The 24,801-nt window shown below is 68.6% G+C and carries 25 protein-coding genes; 13 read left to right on the plus strand and 12 right to left on the minus strand.

Annotated elements, in window-relative coordinates:
• Positions 1 to 7: 7 nt before the first annotated feature.
• The 3 genes from BLU81_RS06460 to BLU81_RS06470 are packed head-to-tail and all read right to left on the minus strand — an operon-like array spanning position 8 to position 1,222.
• Complete coding sequence (locus tag BLU81_RS06460) at positions 8 to 304, minus strand: WXG100 family type VII secretion target (protein ID WP_092542509.1); 297 nt, start codon at positions 302 to 304, stop codon at positions 8 to 10.
• 16 nt (positions 305 to 320) lie between these two features.
• A complete protein-coding gene (locus BLU81_RS06465) occupies positions 321 to 920 on the minus strand; it encodes a hypothetical protein (protein ID WP_092542511.1) in 600 nt (199 codons plus the stop codon).
• Between the two features lie 2 nt (positions 921 to 922).
• Positions 923 to 1,222, minus strand: coding sequence for a hypothetical protein (locus BLU81_RS06470; protein WP_092542513.1), 300 nt, complete (start codon positions 1,220 to 1,222; stop codon positions 923 to 925).
• 134 nt (positions 1,223 to 1,356) lie between these two features.
• Between BLU81_RS06470 and BLU81_RS06475 the strand changes: the two genes are divergently transcribed.
• Positions 1,357 to 5,757 carry a DUF6531 domain-containing protein gene (locus BLU81_RS06475; protein WP_157751333.1) on the plus strand — a complete coding sequence of 1,467 codons (4,401 nt, stop codon included), beginning with the start codon at positions 1,357 to 1,359 and terminating at the stop codon, positions 5,755 to 5,757.
• 11 nt (positions 5,758 to 5,768) lie between these two features.
• Positions 5,769 to 6,233, plus strand: coding sequence for a type VII secretion system-associated protein (locus BLU81_RS06480; RefSeq protein WP_231954243.1), 465 nt, complete (start codon positions 5,769 to 5,771; stop codon positions 6,231 to 6,233).
• Positions 6,234 to 6,261: 28 nt separating this feature from the next.
• On the opposite strand, the gene BLU81_RS06485 is transcribed toward BLU81_RS06480, so the two are convergent.
• Positions 6,262 to 7,158, minus strand: a complete 897-nt coding sequence (locus BLU81_RS06485) for a S66 peptidase family protein (RefSeq protein WP_373873311.1) — start codon at positions 7,156 to 7,158, stop codon at positions 6,262 to 6,264.
• A gap of 9 nt (positions 7,159 to 7,167) precedes the next feature.
• Entirely contained in the window at positions 7,168 to 7,764 is a 597-nt protein-coding gene (locus tag BLU81_RS06490; RefSeq protein ID WP_092542517.1) for a TetR/AcrR family transcriptional regulator, read from the minus strand.
• 44 nt (positions 7,765 to 7,808) lie between these two features.
• Here BLU81_RS06490 and BLU81_RS06495 point away from each other — a divergent pair, with 44 nt between their 5' ends.
• Together BLU81_RS06495 and BLU81_RS06500 are read left to right on the plus strand one after the other, a co-directional pair.
• Positions 7,809 to 8,807: a hypothetical protein gene (locus tag BLU81_RS06495; RefSeq protein WP_092542519.1), complete on the plus strand. Its 999-nt coding sequence runs from the start codon at positions 7,809 to 7,811 to the stop codon at positions 8,805 to 8,807.
• A gap of 107 nt (positions 8,808 to 8,914) precedes the next feature.
• Positions 8,915 to 9,514, plus strand: coding sequence for a hypothetical protein (locus BLU81_RS06500; protein ID WP_092542520.1), 600 nt, complete (start codon positions 8,915 to 8,917; stop codon positions 9,512 to 9,514).
• Here the strand turns inward: BLU81_RS06500 and BLU81_RS06505 are convergent.
• The 3 genes from BLU81_RS06505 to BLU81_RS06515 all read right to left on the minus strand — a co-directional run bounded on the left by BLU81_RS06505 (position 9,511) and on the right by BLU81_RS06515 (position 11,224).
• Entirely contained in the window at positions 9,511 to 9,858 is a 348-nt protein-coding gene (locus BLU81_RS06505; protein ID WP_092542522.1) for a type II toxin-antitoxin system PemK/MazF family toxin, read from the minus strand. The two genes, BLU81_RS06500 and BLU81_RS06505, sit on opposite strands and share 4 nt — an antisense overlap.
• Complete coding sequence (locus tag BLU81_RS06510; protein ID WP_157751335.1) at positions 9,855 to 10,124, minus strand: hypothetical protein; 270 nt, start codon at positions 10,122 to 10,124, stop codon at positions 9,855 to 9,857. The genes BLU81_RS06505 and BLU81_RS06510 overlap by 4 nt, the downstream gene beginning before the upstream one ends.
• A gap of 104 nt (positions 10,125 to 10,228) precedes the next feature.
• Complete coding sequence (locus BLU81_RS06515; RefSeq protein ID WP_092542525.1) at positions 10,229 to 11,224, minus strand: helix-turn-helix transcriptional regulator; 996 nt, start codon at positions 11,222 to 11,224, stop codon at positions 10,229 to 10,231.
• A gap of 56 nt (positions 11,225 to 11,280) precedes the next feature.
• Here BLU81_RS06515 and BLU81_RS06520 point away from each other — a divergent pair, with 56 nt between their 5' ends.
• Positions 11,281 to 11,907 carry an alpha/beta fold hydrolase gene (locus tag BLU81_RS06520; RefSeq protein ID WP_092542527.1) on the plus strand — a complete coding sequence of 209 codons (627 nt, stop codon included), beginning with the start codon at positions 11,281 to 11,283 and terminating at the stop codon, positions 11,905 to 11,907.
• Entirely contained in the window at positions 11,900 to 12,904 is a 1,005-nt protein-coding gene (locus BLU81_RS06525) for a nitronate monooxygenase (protein ID WP_092542529.1), read from the plus strand. The genes BLU81_RS06520 and BLU81_RS06525 overlap by 8 nt, the downstream gene beginning before the upstream one ends.
• A gap of 21 nt (positions 12,905 to 12,925) precedes the next feature.
• Here BLU81_RS06525 and BLU81_RS06530 read toward each other — a convergent pair whose 3' ends face one another.
• Positions 12,926 to 13,114, minus strand: coding sequence for a tautomerase family protein (locus tag BLU81_RS06530; RefSeq protein ID WP_092542531.1), 189 nt, complete (start codon positions 13,112 to 13,114; stop codon positions 12,926 to 12,928).
• Positions 13,115 to 13,290: 176 nt separating this feature from the next.
• Between BLU81_RS06530 and BLU81_RS06535 the strand changes: the two genes are divergently transcribed.
• From BLU81_RS06535 to BLU81_RS06550, 4 genes are read left to right on the plus strand one after another with little or no spacing between them, the layout of a single operon-like run.
• The gene (locus BLU81_RS06535) at positions 13,291 to 14,805 is read left to right on the plus strand and encodes a sodium:solute symporter family protein (protein WP_092542533.1); all 1,515 of its coding nucleotides are present in this window, start codon (positions 13,291 to 13,293) and stop codon (positions 14,803 to 14,805) included.
• A gap of 55 nt (positions 14,806 to 14,860) precedes the next feature.
• Positions 14,861 to 15,619 (plus strand): IclR family transcriptional regulator, encoded by a 759-nt coding sequence (locus tag BLU81_RS06540; protein ID WP_092542535.1) that lies wholly within the window; start codon positions 14,861 to 14,863, stop codon positions 15,617 to 15,619.
• A 26-nt stretch (positions 15,620 to 15,645) separates the two neighbouring features.
• Entirely contained in the window at positions 15,646 to 16,191 is a 546-nt protein-coding gene (locus BLU81_RS06545; RefSeq protein ID WP_092542537.1) for a PadR family transcriptional regulator, read from the plus strand.
• Between the two features lie 33 nt (positions 16,192 to 16,224).
• On the plus strand, positions 16,225 to 17,919 hold the full coding sequence (locus BLU81_RS06550; RefSeq protein ID WP_092542539.1) for an acyl-CoA dehydrogenase family protein: 1,695 nt from the start codon (positions 16,225 to 16,227) through the stop codon (positions 17,917 to 17,919).
• Positions 17,920 to 17,945: 26 nt separating this feature from the next.
• Here BLU81_RS06550 and BLU81_RS06555 read toward each other — a convergent pair whose 3' ends face one another.
• Positions 17,946 to 18,797, minus strand: a complete 852-nt coding sequence (locus tag BLU81_RS06555; RefSeq protein WP_092542541.1) for a fumarylacetoacetate hydrolase family protein — start codon at positions 18,795 to 18,797, stop codon at positions 17,946 to 17,948.
• Positions 18,798 to 18,842: 45 nt separating this feature from the next.
• Here BLU81_RS06555 and BLU81_RS06560 point away from each other — a divergent pair, with 45 nt between their 5' ends.
• From BLU81_RS06560 to BLU81_RS06570, 3 genes are all read left to right on the plus strand, one after another.
• Positions 18,843 to 19,613 (plus strand): IclR family transcriptional regulator, encoded by a 771-nt coding sequence (locus tag BLU81_RS06560; protein WP_092542543.1) that lies wholly within the window; start codon positions 18,843 to 18,845, stop codon positions 19,611 to 19,613.
• Positions 19,614 to 19,718: 105 nt separating this feature from the next.
• Positions 19,719 to 21,146, plus strand: coding sequence for an extracellular solute-binding protein (locus BLU81_RS06565; protein WP_092542545.1), 1,428 nt, complete (start codon positions 19,719 to 19,721; stop codon positions 21,144 to 21,146).
• Positions 21,143 to 23,071 carry an ABC transporter permease gene (locus BLU81_RS06570; RefSeq protein WP_092542547.1) on the plus strand — a complete coding sequence of 643 codons (1,929 nt, stop codon included), beginning with the start codon at positions 21,143 to 21,145 and terminating at the stop codon, positions 23,069 to 23,071. The genes BLU81_RS06565 and BLU81_RS06570 overlap by 4 nt, the downstream gene beginning before the upstream one ends.
• 3 nt (positions 23,072 to 23,074) lie before the next feature.
• Here the strand turns inward: BLU81_RS06570 and BLU81_RS06575 are convergent, their stop codons facing one another.
• Entirely contained in the window at positions 23,075 to 23,926 is an 852-nt protein-coding gene (locus BLU81_RS06575; protein WP_092542549.1) for an SMP-30/gluconolactonase/LRE family protein, read from the minus strand.
• A complete protein-coding gene (locus tag BLU81_RS06580; RefSeq protein WP_231954244.1) occupies positions 23,923 to 24,702 on the minus strand; it encodes an IclR family transcriptional regulator in 780 nt (259 codons plus the stop codon). The genes BLU81_RS06575 and BLU81_RS06580 overlap by 4 nt, the downstream gene beginning before the upstream one ends.
• Between the last annotated feature and the right edge of the window lie 99 nt (positions 24,703 to 24,801).

A 24,801-nucleotide genomic window follows, 5' to 3' on the forward strand; every position in this document is an offset into this window, starting at 1 on the left:
TGCCGAATCAGCTGCGCAGAGCCTTGGCCAGCTCGTCGTCGGCCTGCTGGAAGGTGTCCGCGGCGGCGGTCAGGTACTTGCCCATGCCCTCGAGGCCACCGATGACCTTGGTGGCACCCTCGTTGAACTCGGTGTACGACTGGTCGAACTGCTTGCTGGACGAGTCGGTCACGTAACCGCCGTTCACCAGGTTGTTGACCAGGTTCTTCAGCTCGCTGAGCTTGGTGAGGATCTCCTCACGGCCGCTGTTGAGCTTGTTGGAGGCGTCGCGCATCTCCTGGTAGGTCACATTGACGTTAGCCACGGTGTCTCCCCTTGTTTCAGCTGGTGAATCGGAACGTGCCGGTGACGGCGTCGAAGACGTCGAAGAACTCGGTCTCCAGCGCCAGCACCGGAGAACTGCCGGTGATGAGTGCCACCCGGTCCGGGCCGTCCCCGGGGAACGGCACGAAGGTCTGCATGATCAGCGACCGGATCCAGCCGGTGCCGTCGGGCAGCGTGACGTCGTCGACGCCACGAGTGCGGGGGACGAGCCCGACACCGGGGATGTCAGCCGACTCGACCTCCCGCCACAGTGAATCCGCGCCCCGCTTGGGCCGGGCGGTCAGGTGCGGCGCGATCGCGTCGGCCGAACCCTGCTGGTCGGGCGCGTCGACGATGGTTACGGTGACGGTCGCCGACATGATGGCGTCGCCGACCACGGTGACCAGGGTGCCGCAGAACCGGGCACCGCTGTCGTAGGCCCGGCGGGACGTCTCGCGCAGCACCTTGGCCAGGGCCGCGCGGTGTTCGAAGAGCTGCGGCACGGTCTTGAGCCGGTCGTCGACCAGCTTGCCGATCGCCGCGTTACGGGCGTCGGGGTGCAGCTCGACCTCGAACCACGAGTCTGGCACGGTGATCGTGAAGCCGGTGACGGTCATCGTCAGCCCTTCGTGCTGTCGCGCAGTTGCGTGGTCAGGTCGTCGTCGGCCTTGCGCAGATTCTCGACGGCCTGATTCGCCATCTTGATGAGCTGGGCACAGTTCTCGTCGACCCGTCCCCGCCCGTCGCGCCAATGTGACTCAAAGTTACCGATCGCGCCGTCGACCTCGCGGCCGCCGAGATCGCCGGAGAATTCGTTCATCCACGCCTTCGCCGAGTCCATGCCCTGGCGAATGCTCTCCAACTGGGCAGCAAACTCCGTCAGTCCGTCCAAATTGACGGTCAATCGGTCGGCAGCCATGCCCCTCCGCCTCTGTCATCGCGTACGCCGACAGGCAGCGTACGTCCCCCAAACAAGATCATCCAACCTCGTGATCGGAACGCTGGGTGACGGGCGCGCTAGACTGCGGCGGCACGGATCAACGGGAGGCATCAATGGCTCGGCCATCGGACTGGTATGTCCTCGACATGGACAACGACCCCACGCCCGGTGACCCGGACCGGGTTCGCCAGCTCGCGTCACGGTTCCACGACTTCGCCGAGAACGCGCACCGGGCGAAGATGGCGGTGGATTCGTTGCAGGGTGACGGCGCGCTGCTGACCTGGGTCGGCAAATCCGGTGACGCGTTCCGCTCCCAGTTCGGCGACTTCCCGAGCCAGGTGGACAAGCTCTACCGGTCGCACCTGATGGTCGGTGACGCTCTGGAGGCGTACGCCCCCACGCTCGAGAACGCCCAGACCCAAGCCGACCGTGCCCTCGCCGACGGCCGGCTCGCCGCCGAGAAGCTCAAGAGCCTGCAAGGCTCGCTCGGCATCGCCGAGACCGACTTCTCCGGAGCCGCGCAGGCCGCCGACCGGGCCCGCGCCGAAACCCAGGCGCCCGACCCGGACCAGGTCAAACAGGCCGTCCGTGACGCCGAGGCCGCCGAGCAGAAACGCAACCAGGCCAAGGCCGCGGTGGCCGGCGCACAGGGCGAACTGGACCTGGCGAAACAACTCGCCATGCAGGCCAAGGAGTTGCGCGACGGCGCGTCACGTACCTGCGCCCGGGAGATCGACGCCGCCTCCGACGCCGGTATTCAGCCGCGTTCGTTCTGGGCGAAACTCGGCGACGCGCTCAAGCAGATCTGGGACATCATCTGCGAGGTCGCCAAGTGGGTGGCCCTGGTCGCCGGCGTCATCGCGATGATCATCGGCGGGCCGCTGGCCTGGGTCGCCCTCGCCGCCGGCGCGATCCTGCTGATCAAAGCGATAGTCGACTTCTCCCAGGGCAAGGGGTCGGTGATGGACCTGGTCTTCGGGCTGCTCGGGGTCATCCCCGGCGTCCGTGGCCTGACCTCGATCTCCAAGCTCAGCGCGCTCTACAAGGCTGGTGGTCTCAAGGAGATCGGCAAGGCCGCGTTGCAGGGCATGAAGACCCTGGCCAACGATATGGTCGACATCGTCAAGGGCATCGGTGCCGGCGCGGTCTCGGTGGTCAAGAACATCGGCGGGCTGGTGAGCCTGGGCGCCGCCAAACTCACCGACCTGTTCCAGGTCAAGGTGCCGCCGGTGCCCAAGGACGTCGCCCGCACGATCAACATCCGGGAGTGTGTCAGCGACCCGATCGACGTGGCCACCGGCGAGATGGTGTTGCCCCTGATCGACCTGGAACTGCCCGCGCCATTGCCGTTCACCCTGGAACGCACCCATCTGTCGTCGTACCGGGCCGGCAGCCTGTTCGGTGCGTCCTGGGCGTCCACCCTCGACCAGCGGCTCGAAACCGACGCCGAGGCGACCCTGTTCTTCGCGGCCGACGCGATGGTGCTGGTCTACCCGATCGGCGCCGCCGGCACAGCGGTACTGCCCGAGGAGGGCCCGCGCTGGCCGCTCACCGTGGCCGCCGACGGCAGCGCGATCCTGGAGGCCGACGACCGGCTGCTCGGCTTCGACGACCAGGGCCGCCTGTGCACCGTCGCCGACACCGATGGCAACACGCTGCGCGTCGAACGCGACGAGGACGGCACCCCGAGCGCCCTGCAGCACCCGTCCGGCCGGCGCGTGCTGTTCACCGTGGCGGACGGCCGGATCGCCGAGATCACGCTGGCAAATACCAAGATCGCTGCATTCGGGTACGACGACAGCGGCCGTCTCACCGAGGCGGCGAACATCTCCGGCAAACCCGCACGGTTCCGTTACGACGGCGACGGCCGGGTCATGCAGTGGATCGACCGTAACGACTTCGGTTACCGGTACACCTACGACGAGGACGGCCGCTGCACCGGCACGATGGGTGAGGACGGGTTCCTCAGCGCCACCCTGGTCTACGAGGACGGCCGCACCACCTGGACCGACTCGCTCGGCAACGTGACCGTCTACACCTTCGACGAGTACCACCACGTCACCAGCGTGACCGACCCGCTCGGCAACACCGGCCGGTCCACCTGGGGCCGCTACAACGAGCAGTTCACCCGGCCCGCCGCCCCGGTCGACCGCCTCGACCTGGACCGGCTGCGCGGCGGCCGCCCGGCGAACCCGGACCGCGCCGAAGGCCTGGCCGGCTGGTCGGTGCGCCTCGACGACGGTGAGACGGTGGTCTACGACGCCGAGGGCTACCCGGTCGAGCGCACCGACGCGGCCGGCAACGTCCGGCGTACCGCTTACGGGCCGTTCGGGGTGGTGCTGGCCACCGTGGACGCCGACGGGCTGCGCACCAGCTACACCTACGACACCGAACTGCGGGTCACCTCGGTCACCGATCCGGCCGGCCTTCTCTGGCGCTACGAGTACGACGCGGCCGGCCGGGTCACCGCCGAGACCGACTTCAACGGCCGGGCCCGCCGGTTCACCCACGACGCGGCCGGAAACGTGACCGCCGTCGACGGGGTGCCGCTGGAACGCGACGAGACCGGCAACCTGATCCGGCGCGGTTCCCACATCTACGCCTACGACCAGCAGGGCCGCCTCGTCGCCGCGTCCGGTCCCGGCGTGGAACTGAGCGTCGAATGGGACGCCGACGGACGCAAGGTCGCCGAGACGGTCAACGGCCGGACGGTCCGCGTCGAGACCGACGGCACCAGCGTCACCCGGCACACCCCCGCCGGAGCGGTGAGCGTCTGGGAGTCCGACCCGTTCGGCCGGCCGTACTCGCTGCGCAGCGGCGGCCACGAGATGCTCCTCAAACACGACTTCGCGGGACGGGAAGCGGCCCGGAGCATCGACGGCACCCCGGTGCTGGCGCAGCTGCACGGGACCGGAGACCGGCTGCTCGGCCAGATCCTGCCGGCCGTCGGCGGGCGCGTCTTCGAACACCGGGCCGACGGTGCGGTGTCCGGGGCGGTCGACTGGACCGGGCGGCGCGCCTACACCCTCGACGCGACCGGCCGGGTCACCCGCGTGCAGGGGCCGGGGCGCGACGAGAACCACCGCTACTCGTACGGACGTCCGGACGGGGTCTACGACGGCACCTCGTTGCGGTCGTCCGGGGCGGTCCAAGCCACCTACGACTCTCTCGGGCGCATGGTCACCCGTACCCGCGACGGGGTTGGCACCTGGCACTTCGCCTGGAACGACGACGACCGGCTGATCGAGGCGACCACCCCGGCCGGAGCCGTATGGCGCTACACCTATGACCCGCTCGGCCGGCGGATCGCCAAGACCGACGGGGTCGAGCGCTTCGATTTCACCTGGTCCGGCAGCACGCTGGTCGAGGAGGAACACCTCGCGGCCGACGGCACGCTGAGCGTCACCACCTGGGAGCACCACCCGTCCGACGGGCGGCCGCTGGCCCGGACCGTGCGGATCGGCGGTGACCTGGATTTCGCCACCGTCGTCACCGATCGGGTCGGCACACCCACCGAACTGCTCGCCGCCGACGGCACGCTGCGCTGGCAGAGCGACGCCACCCTGTGGGGCTACTCCGACACCACCGAGATGCCGGTCTCGTTCCCGGGACAGTACCGGGACCTCGAGACCGGGCTGCACTACAACGTGTTCCGCTACTACGACCCGCTGACCGGACGTTATCTCAGCCAGGACCCGCTCGGCCTGGCCCCGGCGATCGACCCCGCCGGGTACGCGTCCAACCCACTGCGCTTCGCCGACCCGCTCGGCCTGATGTGCACCAGCCCCGGCGGCTCCAGCGTCCCCAAACCCACCCCCGGCTCCGGTGACATCCCCGGCCTGGTCCAGGACATGGACGAACTGGGCGACATCGGCCTGGCCCTGTCGAAGACGACACCCGAGTTCAAGAATCCGGCCGACTTCATCAAGGACCTGACGGCGAACAAGTCGAACCCGCCGCTGCTGTTCCACGGCTCCGACGTGCCGCCGGACATCATCTTCAAACAGGGCCTGCAGTCGAACGCGATGTTCAAGAACGCCGGCTCGCACTACGACATCAAACTCCACCAGCAGAACAGCTCCAAGATCCGCGAAGGTGGCGTCTACAGCGGTTTCGTCTCCACCACCGAGGACTGGAACGTCGCCCTCAACTTCGTCCGGGACAAGGACATCGCCTTCCAGCTGCAGAACAAGTCCATGGACGGCGTCGAGTTCAGCAAGAACATCGGGGGCAAGGACTACAAACTGCACTATGGGTACGTCTATGCGGTGCGCGCCGACAGTCAGCCCTTCGTCGAGCTGAACGTGCAGACCATCAACGACATCTCCAAGGTGTCGCAGAAGGAGTTCGCCGCTCTCGACCACATCCCCGGCAAGAACATCTCGCACGCCTACCTGATCGACACCCCGTACAACGTGGGGATCAAGGACGGCATTCAGCAGCTGGACATTCCGAAGGGCCCCTTCAAGATGGAGACCTTCGACAACCCGGACTACGTGGCGAAGAAGAAGTGAGGAACCAGTCCATGCGCTGGATGTACGCCGTCGACCCCGCCTACGAGGGCGTCGAGGACATTCCGCCGTACGCGATCGCCGGCGCCTACCCGGTGGCCGCCGACGGCACTCCCGCCGAGGAGCTGATCCCGAACCCCGACTACCGCCCGTCACCCCGGGCCCTCGGCTGGCCGGCCCCGGCCAACGACCTCGAAGCCGCCGTCCAGAATGCCGCCACCGGCCACGGCGACGACGCCACGGTCCGGGCCGCACTGCTGGCGGGCACGGTCTTCGTCGACCCGGCGGCCCCCATCGACACCCCGGACCTGCACGCCTGGACCTCCGACCGCTACCTGCCGTCACCCGGCCCGTCCCACGACTGGCGCCGCCTGCCGGTCACCGCCCTGACCGGCACCCTCGGCACCCGGACCCTGGTCCTCAACCCGGGGACCGACCTCGAGGCGCGCCTGCCCGCCGCGGCGCTCGATCCGCGCTAGGTGCGGGCAGCGGGCTCGAAACCGACGGTCACCGCGAGCCCGCCTCGCGATTCATTTCGGTCAGTGTGCCGGTCTCGGTGTCCAGGATCACCGGCGCGCCGAGCCGGACGGTGGCCGGGCGGTCACCGTGCCCGATCGGCAGGCCGCCCAGCACCGGTACGCCGAGCCGGCCCAGCCGGTCGAGCAGCACGCCCGTCGGGTCGCCGCAGCCGGTGAACTGGCCGACCGCCACCCCGGCCAGGCCGTCCAGCAGGCCGGCCCGCTCCAGTTGGACCAGCGAGCGGTCCACCCGGTACGGCACCTCGTTGACCTCCTCCAGCATCAGCACCACACCGGCCGGGTCCCATGCGTGCCGAGTGCCGGCGGTCGCGGCCAGCAGGGTCAGGTTGCCACCGAGCAGCACGCCCTCGGCGCGGCCGTCGACGCGTACCGGAAATGTGCCCTCGGTCTTCGCGGCGGTGACCACGATCGGGGTATCGGTGGTCAGCGCCCGCACGGCGCCGTCGTCGATGCGGCCGGCGTTCGGGCCGTGCACCGTGACCAGGCGGGCCTCCTTCCACAGGGCCAGGTGCAGCGCCGTGATATCGGAGAAGCCCAGCACGTGCTTCGGGTCGGCGCGCACCGCCGCGAAGTCGGCGTCGTCCACGATGCGCTGCGCTCCGTAGCCACCGCGCATGCACAGAACGCCGCGGACCAACGGGTCACGTAACGCCTCGTCGAGGTCGGCAAGGCGCTGAGCGTCGCTGCCGGCGAAGAACGTGTGCCGGTTCAGCGCGTGCCGTCCGGCTTGGACCCGCAGGCCGTGGGCGTTCAGCATCCGGGTGGCGTGATCCACCCGGCCGGCCTCGACCGGCCCGGACGGCGAGATCAGCGCGACCAGGTCACCTACCCGCAGCGGTGCCGGCCGCAACGGCATGATCGTCATGCCGCGATCCTAGGGGCCTGGATCGTGGCCTCGGCCTCGGACCAGGGGCAGGAACACCTCGTCGACGATCTCGACCAGTACCTCGTCGGGGACCGAAGGGATGCCCCGGATGGCGTATTCGGCGCGCAGCAGCATCATCGGCGTGGTGGCGACCCGGAGGTGCACGGCCTCGGCAGGTGCCTCTCCTCTGGCCACGGCCCGGTCGAGCATCGTCAGCCAGGCACGGTCCATGGCGTCGGTGCCGGATCGTTCGCGCATCAGAGTGAGCAGTTCGGGGTCGTCGGCTGCGGCGGCGAGCAGGCCGCGCAGGGTCGCCCCGTGCGGAGAGGACCAGGTCTGGTTCGCCAGCCGCAGCATCTCCAGCGCGTCGGCCCGGAGGCTGCCGGTGTCCGGGTCCGGCATCACCGTCTCGGACAGGTGACGGTATGCGGCGATGCCCAGCGCCGCCCGGTGCGGCCACCGGCGGTAGATGGCGTTCTTGTTGGTCCCGGCCCGCGCGGCGACCCGGTCCATGGTCATGCCCGGGTAGCCGGACTCCCGCATCTCGTCGGCCGCCGCCCGCAGGATCGCCTGCTCCAGCTCTTCGCCTCGCCGTCTCGTGCTCACACCGTATAGGGTACGGCTCGTACCTTAATGGAGAGGGGATCGCCGTGCGTGTCTTCGGCATGAACTACGACACCGGTTTCGTCAGTGGGACAACCACGACCCACGAACCTTTCGACCCCGAGACGGTACGGCGTGACCTGCACGTCATCCACGACGAACTGCACTGCGACGCGGTGCGGATCACCGGCGGTGTCCAGGATCGGCTGGAACTGACCGCCCGGCTCGCCGCCGAAGTGGGGCTCGAAGTCTGGTACTGCCCCTTCACCTACAACCTCGACCGCGACGAACTGCTGGCATTCGTGCTCGACGGCGCGGAACGGGCCGAACGGCTGCGACACGACGGGGCCTCGGTCGTCTACCTTGCCGGATCCGAGATCGCCATGATGACCAACGGGTTCCTGCCGGGACGCGACCTGGCCGAGCGGGCGACGCTGTTCACCGATCCGGCACGCCTGCGGGCGGCGATTCCGGCGGCACAGGCCGCGGTGCGGGACTTCTTCGCCGAGGCGCTGCCCGCGGTGCGGGAACGGTTCGCGGGGCCGGTCGGCTACGCCTCGCTGCCGCTGGAAGCCGTCGACTGGGAGCCGTTCGACATCATCGCCAGCGACGCCGGGTACCGTGACGCGGCCAGCGCGGCAGCGTTTCCACAGAGCCTGGCAGCGGCGGTCGGGCAGGGCAAGCCGTATGCCGCTACCGAGTTCGGCTGCTGCACCTACCGCGGTGCGGCCGACGTCGCGGGCTCGGCGGAACCGGTCACCTTCGACGAGCACGGCCGTGCCGTGACACTCACCCCCGGCCTGGAACGCGACGAGGAAAGCCAGGCCCGGTACATCGTGGACCTGCTGCGCGACTACGAGGCGGGCGGAGTCGACGCGGCGTTCGTGTACACGTTCGCGAACCGCCACCTGCCGACCACCGACGACCCGGACCGTGACTTCGACCTGGCCGCCCGCGGGATCGTCCGAGTGCTGCCGGACGGCACCTGGACCCCGAAGGCCGCCTTCCACGCCCTCGCCGAGTACGGCCGCTCACGGGGATCTTGAGGGGGTGCGGGCGCCTTCTAGGCTGTGCCTCGCGCCCGCACCGAGCCCGTTGGCCGAGGACGCCGAGGTAGTCGGATCTTGGAGGAACTACAGAGATGCGCCACCGAATGACCGCGGTCCCCGTGGCTCTGTCCGTCGTCGCCGTTCTCGTCAGCGGCTGTTCCGCTCAAGACATCGCATTCGACACCTTCTCCCCGCCGGCTCGCGACGGGCAGGCGACGCTCACCGTGCACGACCGGTGGGAGTCCTGCGACAAGGTGGCATCAGCCGTCAGCGCCTCCGCCACGGCGGGCGAGGGCGCCTCCACCACGGCGGAGGAGGGCGCCGGCGACCTGCTCGACCAGGAACGGTTCGACCAGGAGGCGTTCAGTCTGCCGCTTCTTGACGACGGCTTTCAGCCCGTCGCCGCGATCATCTGTGGCCGTGGGCCGGACGGCGGGTACGACTGGGTGGCCGAGGAAGCGCGTGCCGAAGACCTGACCGCGATGCTGGCCGCTCTGCGATTGCCCGACGAAGCCCCGACCGCGGAGGCCTGCACGCTGGAGCTACCGGCGGTGCCTCGGCTGTTCCTGCTCGACAGCGCGGGCCGCTGGATCCGGCCCGGCATCCCGATCGACGCATGCGCAAAGCCTCGCACCGAGGTCACCGACGCCTATTACGCGCTGGTGATCACCGTCGAGAGCCGACGGGTGCTCAAGCAGGGTTAAAGATCCACCATGTGGCGCAGCACCTCGCGCACTCGGGCGATCTCGTCAGGATTCAGCTTCCAGCATCCCCGGCTTCGGTCGATGCGCCCCACACTCATGGTGCGGATCTGCTCGGTCAGAACCCATTTCTTGCCGTCTTTGGGCGAATTGATGAACACCCGATGCAGCAGGTCAAAGCGTTCTGTGGATGTCACCGGAACCACGTTGACCAGCTTGTTTCCGGTCAGCTTGAGATGGAACGGGGACGAAATGATCAGTCCCGATCTGGTTCCGGCCTGCTCGTGGCCCTCGACGGGATCGAAGTCGAACCACCACACCTGCCAGGGGGCGATAGTGCTGGTCACGCGACATCATCGGCGTCAACGGGCGCGGCGGCAGCGTGCCACAGCCCTGCTTCGGCCATGTCTTCTGCGTGCTTTTCCGGATGCTCTTCCCGGTAGCGGGCGGCCGCCGCGATTGCGGCGACCTGCCAGTGCTCGTCCAGCAGCCGCTGGATGACTTCATCTGCGGTGGTGCCAGGAAACTCTTCGGTGCTCAGTTGCATCACCCGGGCATGAGTGCGTTCGCTCAGCCGCACCATCTTGGATTGCGCCTTTCCGGGTGTCGTCATGAGTGCCAGTGTAGTCATACCAGCGAGTATACGAACTGGTAAACAAATCGGTGTACGCCGCGCGAGCATTTAAACGATCGGGTGACCATCTGCCACGTAAGAGGTCAGAGCATGGCCTGGAGGCGGGTGGCTAGGGCGGCCACCTCTGACTTCAGTTCGGGTGGGGACTCGATGGTGAAGGGGTAGCCCAAGCCGGCGAGCATCTGGGCCATGCCGTCGAGGCGTTCGGCTCCGGTGGTCATTCGGACTCCGGACGGGGTGCTGGTCAGGGTGGCCACGGAGGGTGGGATTCGGCGTTTTGCCTGGGCCAGGTCGGTGTGTAGCAGGACCGACACCTGGTGGTGCCAGTTGCCGGTTGCCAAGCCGGCCGCTACCTGGGCGCCTGGGTCGAATCCGGGTGGGACCTCGAAACAGCCGTCGAGGAGTCGGGGCCGGGTGATGCGGTCCAGGCGGAAGGTTCTGATCGTGGCACGGTCGTGGTCGTGGCCGGTCACGAACCACTTGCCGCTGTGGAAGACCAGGCCGTAGGGGTCCAATCGGCGTTCGGACGGCTCGGAGCCCGGCTTGGTGTAGTCGAAGGTGACCGGCTGGCGGTCGTCGGTCGCCCCGGCGAAGGTGAGCAGCGTGGCGGAGGACATGCCGAGACGGCGTGCCGGGTTGGCGGGGGCGGGTTCGGCTGGTTCGGCGACCCGGGTGGGGGCGGGGCCGGTGAAGTCGAGGGTGGACAGTAAGGCGTCGGTTCGGGCGCGTAGGCCTTTGGGCAGGACTCGCTGGATTTTGGCCAGGGCGGTTTCGGCGGCTGCTGACGTGGTGGTCAAACCGGTTCGGCGGCCGGCGACCAGGCCGAGCAGCACGGCCAGGGCCTCGTCGTCGGTGAGCATCAGTGGGGGCAGGCGGTAACCGGGGGAGAGAACGTAACCGCCGTATCGCCCGCGCCGGCCCTCCACGGGGATGCCCAGGTCGGTCAGGTGCGCCGCGTAGCGCCGGACGGTTCGCTCGTCGACGCCCAGCTGGGTGGCGAGACGGCCGACGGTGTGGCCGGCGGGGCTGGCCTGGAGTAGTTCGAGCAGGCCGAGCACCCGGCCCAGGGACGGTGGCATGGGACACAACTTATACCGGGCGGAAACTGTCCGGTATCGGCCGTAGCGTTGCCGACATGACGACATACGTACTGGTACCGGGGTTCTGGCTGGGCGCCTGGGCATGGGACGAGGTGGCCGCGCCACTGCGAGCGCGGGGGCATGACGTGCACGCCGTGGAACTGCGGGGTGCCACGGTCGAGGAGCATGTCGTTCAGGTCACCGAGCTGCTGCGGGAGTTGGACGACGTGGTGCTGGTGGGGCACAGCTACGGCGGACTGGTGATCACCGCGGCCGCCGACCGGGTCCCGGAGCGGGTGGCACGGCTGGTCTACGTGGACACCGGGCCGCTGCCGGACGGCAGGGCGCAGGCTGATTTCGACGGTTCGCCACCGCAGGCGGTCGACGGGCTGGTGCCGGTGTCGGAGGCGGCGCCGCCGGTGGTGCACGAACGGGGACGGCCGCAGCCGGTCGCCACGGCCACCGATCCGGTTCACCACACCGGAGCGTGGCGGGCGCTACCCCGTACCGCGATCCTCTGCTCTTTCTCGGAGGCGCAGCTGCGGGGGATGGCGGCGACCGTGCCACTGTTCGCCCTGATGGCGGGAGACGGCTGGACCTTCGCCGAACTCAAGAGTGACCACTGGCCGATGTTCTCCGCGCCGGTGGCCCTGGCCGCCCTAATAGGGTCGGGGGATGCATGATCTGATTCGGCCGGTGGTGGTGGCTCCGATGGCCGGTGGGCCGTCGACTCCCGCTCTGGTGATCGCCGCGGCGCAGGCGGGTGCGGTGGGGTTCCTCGCCGCGGGCTACAAGACTCCGGACCTGGTCGAGGCGGAATTGCGGGCGGTTCGGGGCGCGAGCGTGGGGTACGGGCTCAACCTCTTCGTCCCCGCGAAACCTCCGCAGGATGTGGCCGCCGTCGATCGCTATCGGCGGTTGCTGCAGGTGGAGGCGGATCGGTACGGCGTGGATCTGCCGCCGGTGCGGTTGCGCGACGACGACCACTTCGACGCCAAGGTCGATCTCGCGGTCACCTATGCGCCGCCGCTGGTCAGCTTCACGTTCGGCGTACCGGAGAAGGGTGTCGTCGTGGCTCTGCAGGCTGCCGGAGTGGCGGTGGCGATCACGGTCACCTCGGCGGCTGAGGCGGAGCAGGCGCTCACGGTCGGGCCGGAGGTGCTGATCGCGCAGGGCGGCACGGCCGGCGGGCACTCGTCGACGATGAGTCCGGCCGGTTATCGGGGGAACACCACGGCGGTGCAGGTGCTGGCCGCGGTCCGGGCCGTCACCGACCTGCCGGTGATCGCGGCCGGTGGCACCGGGACAGCGGCCGACGTGCGGGAGCTGGTCACGGCGGGGGCGGTGGGCGTACAAGCGGGAACTGTCTTCCTGCTTGCCGACGAGGCCGGGACGCGACCGGCGCAGCGGGCGGTCATGCAGTCGCAGCTTCCGCACGAGACCGTGGTGACCAGGGCGTTCACCGGTCAGCCGGCGCGGGCGTTGCGGAACCGGTTCACCGACGAGTACTCGGAGGCGGCGCCGGTCGGCTATCCGGCCGTGCACCATCTGACCGCGCCGATCCGGGCGGCCGCCGCCGAGCGGGGCGATGCCGGCGCCCTCAATCTGTGGGCCGGCATCGCCCATACGAAAGCCCGGCAGGCGTCGGCCGCCGAGATCGTGGCGTCGCTGATCGGCTGATCGACAGCGACAACGGCCTGATCAGGTGCGGTCGGACTCCAGGGTGCCGCCGTTGGCGACGTCCTGGCGTTCGATCTCGTCGAAGCGGATGCGCACCGAGGCCCGCCGCGCTTTGAGGATCTCGACCGCGGCGGCGGTGACGGCCTCGGCGAACTCTCGTCGCTGATCCAGCGTGCGGCCGGACAGCAGTTCAACGGTGATGTTGGGCATGGACCCTCCCGTTTTTCATAGACAGGAACATTGTTCTGTTACACGGAACACTGTCAAGAGCGTACGCATGGATCGTCATCTTTGTATTCCATGTGTTGACAGGCCGTTTCATGTAGCAGAACATCCACGGAGCGAAACGTCCCTGTAACCCACGCCACACATTGGAGGGGGTGCACGTGACCACGCTCGACTGGTCGGTTCTCAGCGCATATTTCCTGGTCATGATCGGTATCGGGCTCTGGGCCAAGAGCCGCGTCCACAACGTCGCCGACTTCTTCACCGCGCGGGGCATGATCCCCTGGTGGCTGTCCGGCATCTCGCATCACATGTCCGGCTACAGCGCCATCATGTTCGTCGCCTTCGCCGCCGTCGCCTACAACTACGGGCTCGCCATGTACATCTGGTGGGCCCTCACCATCGGGATCGGCGTCGGGATCGGCGCCTTCGTGTTCGCCGCCCGATGGAACCGGCTGCGTTCCCGGTACGGGGTGGCCTCGCCCCTGGAATACCTGGCCCGTCGCTACAACGTTCCCACCCAGCAAGCCCTGGCCTACAGTGGAGCGGCGCTCAAGGTCGTCGACATCGCCGCCAAATGGGTGGCCATCTCGGTGCTGCTGCGGGGCTTCGCCGGGGTGCCGATCCTGTGGGGCATCCTGCTCACCGGCGCGGTCACGCTGGTCTACATCACCGCCGGTGGGCTGTGGGCCGACGTGCTCACCGACTTCGGCCAGTTCGTCATCCAGGGCGTGGCCGGCATCGCGATGTTCGTCGCCTTCCTGGCTCACCTCGGCGGCGTCTCCACCCTGTGGACCATGTGGGACGACCTGCCCGAGGGCCACGGTGATCCGTTCAGCGGGCCGTACACCCTGACGTTCTTCCTGGCCCTGCTGTTCATCAAGACCTTCGAGTACAACGGCGGCATGTGGAACCTGGCGCAGCGGTACATGGCCGCTCCGTCCGGCTCCGCCGCCAAACGGTCCGCGCTGCTGTCCAGCGGCCTGTGGCTGGTCTGGCCGCTGATCCTGTTCATGCCGATGTTCGCCGCGCCGCTGATCGTGCCCGGTCTGGCCAACCCGGAGCAGGCGTACGTCGAACTGGCGAAGACCCTGCTGCCGCCGGGCGTGATCGGCCTGGTGCTGGCGGGCTTCTTCTCGCACACGATGGCGATGGTGTCCTCGGACGCCAACGTGATCTCGTCGGTGGTGACCCGCGACATCGCCCCGCGAATAGTGCGTAAGGTGCGCGACCTCAGCGACGGGGCGGCGCTGACCTTCGCCCGGATCACCACGTTCGCGTTCGTCGCGATCAGCATGGTGATCGCCATCAGCACCGAGGGCCAGGGTGTGGTCCTGAAGATCGTGGTCGACCTGGTCGCGGCCACCATGGGCCCGATCTCCATCCCGTTGATGCTCGGGCTGCTGCCCTGGTTCCGTCGTAGCGGGCCGACCGCGGCACTGGTCTCCTGGGCCGCCGGACTCGGCGTCTGGGTGATCGTCAAATGGATCCTCGAAGAGACCAGCCAGACCATGGTGGTCGGGGTTCCGCTGGTCACCTCGCTGGTGCTCTACGTGGTGATCGGCCTGCTCAAGCCGGAACGCACGGCCCGGCGCGACGAACTCATCGATTCGCTGGACACCGATCCGGCGCCGGGCACCACCCCGGTCTCCGCGTCGGTGCGGGAGGAGCGGTGACCCGGCAGCGCCGCGCCGAACCCGGCGACCGGTGATCGCTGAGTAGGCTGACTCGGTGGTCAGGGAAGGCAGTTCCATCGACAAGACGCTGGCGGTGCTCGAAGCTCTCGCCGAGCACCACCGCGTCACCGACATCGCCGCGGCGACGGGCGTCTCCAAGTCGACAGTGCACCGGATCCTGCAGGCACTCGTCACGTGGGGCTTCGCCCGTCCCGACGGGCTCGGCACCTACGAGCCCGGCCCGCGGATCCTCACCCTGGCCGGCCGGGTCATGCACCGCTTCGACCCGGCCCGGCAGGCGTCCGGCGCCCTGCTCGCTCTGCGGGAGGCGACCGGTTTCACCACCCACTTCGCGATCCGCAGCGTCGACGAGGGGGTGTATGTGGACAAGCAGGAGGGTCGCCGGCCGTACCAGATGCCGTCCCGCATCGGGATGAGCATCGCCCTGCACACGACAGCGATCGGCAAGGCCGTGCTGGCCGAGTTGAGCGATGAGGAGGTGCTGGCGATCTGCCGCCGCACCGGCCTGGCCGCCCGGACGCCGCGCACCCTGACGAGCGAAGAGGACCTGCTGACCCACCTGGCCCGGGTTCGGGCTCTGGGGTACGCGGTCGACGACGAGGAGAACGAGCCGGGCATCCGCTGTGTCGGCGCGGCTGTCTTCGACCACACCGGGCAGGTGCTCGGCGGCATCTCCGTCTCCACCCTGGCGATGGACATGGACATGACCGGATTGGAAGCCCGCGCGCCGGAGGTCATCGCCGCGGCGCAGGCGGTGTCCGCGGCTCTCGGCGCCGCCGTACCCTTGCTATGAAACTAGTTGCATAGCAAGATTCGGGGATGGCTCTGGAACACGCGATCCTCGTCTCGCTGTTGGAGCGGCCCGGATCGGGTTATGAGCTGGCCCGGCGGTTCGAGCGGTCGATCGGGCGGTTCTGGACCGCCACCCATCAGCAGATCTACCGGGTGCTCAAACGGATGGAAACCGACGGCTGGGTGACCGCCGAACAGATCGGGCAGGACGGTCGGCCCGACAAACGCCGCTTCTCGGTTGCCGCGCCGGGTGAGGATGCCCTGGTCGAGTGGTTACGGGCGCCGGTTGCGCCGGAAGCGGTCCGGCACGAACTGGCTGTCAAGATCCGTGGGGCGGCGTTCACCGGCGACGCGGGGCGCGCTGCATTGCTGGCCGAGGTGCGGCGTTATCGGGCTGAGCACGAGACGCTGCTGACCACGTACCTCAATGGTGAGAAAAGGGATTTTCCTGATCCGATGAACCTTGACGCCGGGCAGCGGCTGCAGCATGTGGTCCTGCGCGGCGGGATCGCTTACGAACGGATGCTGCTCGACTGGCTCGACGACGTCCTCGACACGCTCCGGGCACTGTGAAACACGCTCCGCGCACTGTGAAAGGAACGCTCCGTGCTCTTCAACCCTGCCACTTACGACCCCGCGCACCTCGATCCGGAGAGCCGGCGGCTGCTGCTCGCGCTCGTCCGGTTCTTCGAGGACAGGGGCAAGAAAACCTTGGTCAAGAACTACATCGATCGTACGTGGTATCAGGACTTCCTGGAGTTCTCCGCCGACCAGGGCCTGTTCGCGACGTTCCTGACACCCGCCGCGGACGGTGACGGTGACAAGCGCTGGGACACCGCCCGTAACGCCGCCCTCAGTGAGATCCTCGGGTTCTACGGCCTCGACTACTGGTACACGTGGCAGGTCACCGTCCTCGGGCTCGGCCCGGTGTGGCAGAGCGCCAACTCCGAGGTCCGCAAACGGGCCGCCGAACTGCTCGACGACGGGCACGTGATGGCGTTCGCGTTGTCCGAGCGCAGTCACGGCGCGGACATCTACGCCACCGACCTGATCCTCACGCCGACCGGGGACGGTGGGTTCACCGCGAGCGGCACCAAGTACTACATCGGCAACGGCAACGTCGCAGGGCTGGTGTCCGTTTTCGGTCGGCGTTCCGACGTCGAGGGGCCGGACGGTTACGTGTTCTTCGCCGCCGACAGCCGGCACGAGAACTACCACCTGATCAAGAACGTCGTGAACAAGCAGATGTACGTCAGCACCTTCGAGTTGACTGACTATCCGGTACGCGACATTGACGTGTTGCATACCGGCAAGGCCGCGTTCGATGCCGCGCTCAATACCGTCAATGTGGGCAAGTTCAACCTGTGTACTGCGGCGATCGGCATCTGCGAGCACGCCATGTACGAGGCGGTCACCCACGCCCACCAGCGGATTCTGTACGGCAAGCCGGTCACCGCGTTTCCGCACGTGCGACGGGAGCTCACTGACGCGTACGCCCGGCTGGTCGCCATGAAGCTCTTCAGTGACCGGGCGGTGGACTATTTCCGCAGCGCGGGGCCGGACGATCGGCGTTATCTGCTGTTCAACCCGATGACGAAGATGAAGGTCACCACCGAGGGCGAGAAGGTCGTCGACCTGATGTGGGACGTGATCGCGGCCAAGGGGTTCGAGGCGGACACCTACTTCGACAAGGCGGCGATGGACATCCGGGGCCTGCCGAAGCTGGAGGGGACCGTCCACGTCAACCTGGCGCTGATCTTGAAGTTCATGCCGAACCACCTGTTCAACCCGGCGGAGTACGCCGAGGTCCCGGCCCGGCAGGACGCCGCCGACGACGAGTTCCTGTTCCGGCAGGGCCCGGCGCGCGGGCTCGGCGCCATCCGGTTCCATGACTGGCGGATCGCGTACGACGCGCACGCCGCACTGCCGAACGTCGCCCGTTTCCGGGAGCAGGCCGACGGCTTCTGCGACCTGCTGCGCAAGCACGCGCCGACCGAGGACCAGCAGAAGGATCTCGATTTCCTGCTGGCCGTCGGGCACCTGTTCGCGCTGATCGTCTACGGACAGCTGATCCTGGAGAAGGCCGGCGTCGACGACCACCTGCTCGACGAGATCTTCGCGATCCTGGTGCGGGACTTCTCCGGCTACGCCACCGAACTGCACGGCAAGACCGCCACCACGGACGAGCAGGCGGAATGGGCGCTTGCCCACATTCGCCGCCCGGTCGCTGACGCGGCGCGTGACGACGCCGTCTGGCAGCAGGTCCTGGCGCTGGCCGGCGCCTACGAGATGAGGCCCTGACCTGCCTGCGAGATGAGGCCCTGACCTCAGGACGGGGCCGCGCCCACCGCGACGACCGGGTTGATCAGGGTGCCGAGCACGGGGGAACTGATCTCGACGGTGTCGCCGGGACGCACGGTGAAAGCGGCGTCCGGGACCATGCCGGTTCCGGTCAGCAGCACCACGCCGGCCGGGAAGCTCAGGGCCCGGAACAACCAGCCCGCCAGGTCCTCGAAGCCGCGCGCCATCGCGGCCGTCGAGGACCTGGCGGCATACGCCGCATTGCCGGCCCGCAGCACCCGAAGTCCGATTTCGATCGGCTCAGGGCCGACCGTCCAGCTCGGCACGATCGCCGGCCCGAGCGCACACGAGCGGTCGTAGATCTTGGCCTGCGGCAGATAGAGCGGGTTCTCGCCTTCAATGGACCGGCTGCTCATGTCGTTACCGAGGGTGTAGCCGAACACCTCACCGGCCGCGTTGAGCACCAGGCCGACCTCGGCCTCGGGCACGTTCCAGCCGGAGTCGGCGCGGATCCCGACGGCGTCGCGATGGCCGACGACCCGCCACGGACTGGACTTGAAGAAGAGTTCCGGCCGGTCGCCGGTGTAGACGTGGTCGTAGAGGGCGCCGTGCCCGGACTCCTCCTTGCGCCCGTCGCGGCTGCGCCGATAGGTCACTCCGGCCGCCCACACCTCCTGTTTGTCGATCGGCGGCAGGAATGGGCCGGACAAGGACGAGCCGGGTCGGCGGGCGGCGTCCTCGATCGCGGCCCGCGCCCGGTCGAGCGGCCACGCGAGCAGGTCGGCGAGCGTGCCGCCGAACTGCGCCCACGCGCCGTCCTGGCACACTGCCCAGCGTGACCCGTCGCCGTCGCGCAGGTGGTGAAGGCAGATCGGCATATGACCCTCCGTTAACCTGTGGTGGAGATCGAAAGGACTATCGACGTGGCCCGTGTGGTACCGGCGGTCATCCGCGCTCTCGACATCCTGGAGTTGTTCCTGGACCGGTCCGAACTGTCGGCCCGGGAGGTGAACGAGCGGCTCGACCTACCGCGCACCACCGTCCACGAGCTGCTGGTGACTCTGGTGGAGCGCTCCTACCTGATCGCCGTCGCGGGCCAGCCGGTGCGATATCGGCTCGGTCTGCCGTTGTTCCAGCTGGGTTCGGCGTTCGCCGGGCGGCTCGACCTGGTCCGTGAGGCGCAGATCGTCGCGCGGGACGTGGCCGCCGCGTGTGACGAGGCGGTTCATGTGGCAGTGCTCGACGGCGCCGACGTCATCTATCTGGTCAAGGTCGACAGCACCCACCCGGTCCGGATGGTGTCCGCGGTGGGTCGGCGGCTGCCGGCCAACTGCACGGCGGTCGGCAAGGTCCTGCTGTCCGGTCTGGATCGGGCGAGCCTGACCGCGGTGCTGGCGAAGGAGCCCCTGGCGGGGATGACGCCGCAGAGCATCACCGACCCGGACCGCCTGCGGGAACACGTCGAACGGGTCCGGGCCGAGGGGATCGCGACCGACGTCGGTGAGTCCGATGTCGCGATGCGCTGCGTGGCCGCCGCGGTCCGGGATCATTCCGGCGCGATCGTCGCCGCGATGAGCCTCTCCGCGCCGATCATCCGCTGGACTCCGCGTGCGCTCCGGGAGTGGACCGAGCTGCTTCGCGAGGGTGCGTCCACCCTGTCCATCCGGATGGGGTACCCGCCCGCGCGCCGGTAATCGCTGCGAAACATTGACACCTCTCATGTTCCTGTCTAGCGTCGCGTCCACCCGGTACGGTATATCGAACCACGTTCGAGATTTCGAACAAAGGGGTGAGTGGCCATGGAGAAGAATCCGATGTGGTCCCGGCGCGACATCCTGGGGATGGGCGTGGGAGTTCTCGGCGCCGCCGGTCTGGCCGCGTGCGGCGGCGGCACCGAGTCACCGAAGGTGCAGGCCGAGGTCCCCAAGGACCTGCTCGACGCCGCGGTGGCGTTGAAGGGCTCCTCGATGGGGATGCTGTCGCAGAAGCTCTACTCGACCGCGGCGAACGAGGCGCTCGACAGTTCGATCCGCAAGTTCGCCGAAGCCACCGGGACGACGATCGAGAACAGTCTGGTCCAGGCGGACGCGGGGGACGTGGTCGCCAAGATCGATGCCGAGGTCAAGGGCGGCGTGGCCCGTGACCTGGCGTTCATGACCGACTCGCGGTTCGTCGCGCAGTTCCAGGCGCTCGGCGACCTGACCGACGTGTCGGACGTCGTCACGACGCTGACCGCCCGGTACGGCGAGCCCTGCGCGGAGGCCAAGAACTTCTGCGTGTTCGACGGTAAATGGTTCGCGATCCCGTACCACTTCATCGGGATCGGGTCGATGCTGCGCAAGGACTGGATGCAGGAGAAGGGCATCACCGGCAAGGACGTCTACACCTGGGAGGAGTTGCGGGACCTGTGCATGGAGATCTCCGACCCGGGCAAACGCCGGTTCGGCTGGGGCATGACGGTGAACCGCTCCGGTGACGGCAACGGCATGATCGAGGCGCTGATCAACTCGTACGGCGGGGCGATCGCCTCCAACGACGGCCGCAAGGTCACCTTCGACACGCCCGAAACGGTGCAGGCGGTGACGTTCCTGGGTGACATCTACACCAACCCGAAGTTCAAGCCGATGCTGCCACCCGGGGTGGACAGCTGGACCGACACCAGTAACAACGAGAACTGGCTCGCCGGGGTCCTGGGCTACACCCGCAACAGTTTCAGTATCTACGCGGACTCCAAGACCAAGAAGAATCCGGTGTACGACAACACGCACGTCTTCTCCGACTGCATCGGCCCGGCGACCGACAAGTCCCTGCTGCTCGGCCAATCCCAGGGTTTCGTCGTCTTCAAGGGTGCCAAGAACGGCGACCTCGCGAAGCTTCTGGCGCAGTACCTGGTCAGCGCCCCCGCCCTGGTCGGGGTCGCCAAAGAGGCGCCCGGCCTGGCCCTGCCCGCGTGGGAGAAGGTGTGGGACGCCGACCCGTTCTTCACCAGCGGCGACCCGGCGTTCGCGATGCTGCGCACGATGTCCCAGCAGCCGCTGCCGCTGCCCACCAAGAACGGCCTGTCGTTCCCGCAGAAGGCCAGCGCCGGACAGCAGGCCGTGGTCGCCGCCTACGTCCTGACCGACATGATGCAGCAGGTCGTCCAGGGTGCGGCGCCCGCACCGGCGGTCACCGCCGCGCACGCGAAGATGGTGCAGATCTTCAAACAGCAGGGGCTGCCACAGTGAGGTCAGCGGTCCAGCGGCGGCTGGGACGCGACTGGCGGCTCGCGGCACTCTTCCTGGCACCGACCGCGCTGCTGGTCGGGGTGCTGGTGCTGGTGCCGATCGTCCAGTCGATCATCACCAGCACCACCGAACGACACGGCGCGGACAGCGTGTTCGTCGGACTGGACAACTACACCGCCCTGACCGGAGACAAACAGTTCCACACCGGCGTGGTGAACTCGTTCGTCTTCACCGCGTACGCCGAAGTGTTCAAAGTGGTGCTGGGGTTGTCCGCGGCCCTGCTGCTGCACCGGCTGCGCCGCGGACGCGCCCTGCTGATCGGGCTGCTGCTGGTGCCGTGGGTGGTGCCCACGGTGGTGACGGCGTTCAGCTGGCGCTCGCTGCTCGACCCGATCTTCGGCAGCGTCAACACGCTGCTCACCGCCTCCGGGATCGGCCCGCTGCTGGCCCAGGCGCATCTGATCGACGCCTGGCCGGCCGGCTGGCTGTCGGACGCCTCACTGGCCATGCCGTCGGTGATCCTGGTCAACGTGTGGAAGGGGGTGCCGTTCTTCACCGTCTGTTTCCTGGCCGGGTTGAAGGCGATCCCCGCCGACCAGTACGAGGCCGCGACCATCGACGGCGCCTCGGCCTGGCAGCGGTTCGCGAACGTGACACTGCCCGGACTGCGCCACGTGATCACCGTGACGGTGACCCTGTCGTCGATCTGGACGTTCAACAACTTCGACCTGATCTGGTTGCTGACCCAGGGCGGCCCGGGCGAGGTGACCGCGCCGTACGTGCTGGTCGCCTACTCGAAGGCGATCCTGCAACTGCAGTACGGCGCGGGCGCGGCGGTCACGCTGGTCATGCTGCCGATCATCGCCGGGCTGGTGTTCGTGCTGGTCCGTTTGCTGCGCCAGGACGGGGTGCCGCGAACGCCCCGGCCGGGACTCCGGTTCCTGCCCCGGATCGTCGCCGCGGTCGTCACCGTTCTGCTGTTCTGGGCGTCACCGGAGATCTTCTGGAAGGCGGCAGTGGTCCTGGCGGTGGTGCTGCTGATCGCGGCGGCGGTCGGCCGGGTGGTCACCGTGCTGGGGGAACGCGGCGGCCGGCGGGCGTCCGCTGCGGTGTCGAAGGTCGGATCCGGGATCGCGCTGACCGGCCTGCTCGCCTTCGTGCTCGGTCCGATGTACTGGATCGCGGTCACCGCGTTCAAGTCCGAGAACCAGGTCGTGATGCGCGACAACGACCTGTGGCCGACGCCGTGGACCCTGGAGCAGTTCAGCGCCCTGTTCACCGACCAGCCGTTCGGGCGCTGGTACCTGAACACCCTGATGGTGTCGGCGGCGTCCACCGCGATCGCCCTGGTCTGCGCGGCCCTGGGTGGGTACGCGCTGGCCCGGCTGCGGTTCCGCGGAGCGCAGGGCTTCACTGTCACGGTGCTGCTCACCTACGTGATGCCGGGTGCGCTGCTGTTCATCCCGCTGTACCAGCTGCTCATCCAGGCGCGGCTCACCGACTCGTTGTGGTCGCTGGTGCTGACCTACCCGACGTTCACGCTGCCGTTCGCCACCTGGCTGCTGACCGGGTACTTCGCGTCGATCCCGGTCGACTTGGAGGAGGCCGCTCTGGTCGACGGCTGCACCCGGATCCAGGCGTTCGGCCGGGTGGTGCTGCCTCTGGCCAAGCCGGGACTGCTGGCGGTCGCGCTGTTCACCCTGACCAACGCCTGGAACGAGTTCCTGTTCGCCTTCGTCTTCATCACCAAGGACGACTACAAGACACTCCCGGTCGGGATGCAGTCGATGATCGCCGGGGACGTCGTCCCACAGGGGCAGCTCGCCGCGGCGTCGCTGCTGGTCAGCATCCCGGTGGTGATCATGTATGCGTTCGGCCAGCGCTTCCTGACCGAGGGCCTGACAGCGGGGGCGGTCAAAGGCTGAAGATCAACTACCGGGTTCCCAGTACGGGGTACGAAGTCCGGTGCCGACCCGGGTGGTGAACAGCCGCCCGGACAGCGGAAACCTCGCCAGATCAGTGGGGGAGAGATCCTGGGTGGCGGTCGTGATCACCAGGACGTCCAGATCGGGACCGGCGAAGGTCACACTGGTGGTGTGCGGGGCGTCCACCTCGACCACCGCCAGAAGCTCGCCGTCGGGGGACCGGCACTCGATCCGGCCGTCGCCCCAGATCGCCAGCCACAGGTTGCCGGCGGCGTCCACGCACAGGCCGTCCGGAAGGCCGTCGGCGACGGTGAACAGCACGGTCCGGTGGCCCGCCGGGTAGTCACGGACGTAGACGGTGCGGGTGAGCGAGTCGACGCTGTAGAACCGGTCCCCGGCCGGGCTCCAGGCCAGGCCGTTGGAGAGCGTCAGGTCGTCGTCGATCGTGACGCACTCCCCGTCCTGAAGGCGGACCAGCACCTGCGAGCCGGGGCCGAGACTGCCGACCAGGAACCGGCCGGACGGGTCGACCGCGCCGTCGTTCAACCGGCCCGGCGTGCCCTCCGGCAGCACGCGCGCGACGTGCGCCCGCCTGCCGTCGGCGTGCACCCGGGTGAGTGTCTCCCGCTCGGCGACCAGCAGATCGCCGTTCTCGGCGACCGCGACGGCACCCACGCTCCGGTCGAAGGACCAGGTCCGGACCGGCTCGATCCGGTCGCCGAGTCGGCCCTCGTGCACGTGGCCGGCCATGATGTCGACCCACAGCAGACGCTGCCGGGCGTGATCCCACACCGGCCCCTCGCCGAGGAAGTGGCAGGTGCCGGTCGCGGGCCGCGCGGTGTATCGCGTGATCATGGGGTCTCCGTGGAGCCGGCGACGAGGGCGCGGATGGCGGGCAGGTCGTCCGCGAGTTCACCCACCGGCATCCGGTAGACCAGGCCGCTGATGCTGATCGCTCCGCTGGGCACGGTCGGTGAGGTCAGGTATACCGGGACGGCCAGGCAGTTGACACCGGGTTCGTTCTCCTGGTCGTCGACGGCGTAACCGTTCGCGCGGACCTGTTCGAGTTCGGCGTGCAGGTCCTCAGCGGTGGCGGCGGACCGTTCGGTCGGCCGTTCCAGCGGCCGGTCGCCGATCCAGTCCCGGACCGCCCGCTCGTCGCGCAGCAGCCCGGCGAGGAGCATCTTGCCGACGGCGGTGCAGTGCGCGGGGTTGCGGCCACCGATCACCGAGTTGAGCCGGACCGCGCCGACCGGTGGATCCAGCTTCGACCGGTAGACCACCGACCGGCCGTCCAGTGTGGCGTAGTGGACCGTCTCGCCGTACCGCTCGCACAGGGCCCGCAGGATCGGCAGGACCCGGACGTGGTCGGGGCGGGTCTCGTGGTGGGCGAAGGCCAGGCGCAGGAACTCGTCGCCGAGCACGTAGCGCCCGTACCCGTCCTGGCTGGCGAACCCGGCCCGGCGCAGCGACGCGAGCGCCCGGTGCACGGTGGGTTTGGCGCTGGCGACCGTGCGGGCCATCTCCTCCAGGCCGATGCCGCCGGGATGGCGGGCCAGTTCGGCCAGCACGGCCAGCACCCGGTCGGCGCCGACCAGGCGATCCGGGGTCGCGGCCCGCTGTTGCGTCACGATTCCGGATAGTAGACCGCTGTTCCGGCGAACGAAACCATTGCGAAGTGGCGTGCGTCAATGCCATCGTATTTCAATCATATGACCACCGTTCCAGAT

The organism is Actinoplanes derwentensis, assembly GCF_900104725.1.
Lineage (GTDB): Bacteria > Actinomycetota > Actinomycetes > Mycobacteriales > Micromonosporaceae > Actinoplanes > Actinoplanes derwentensis.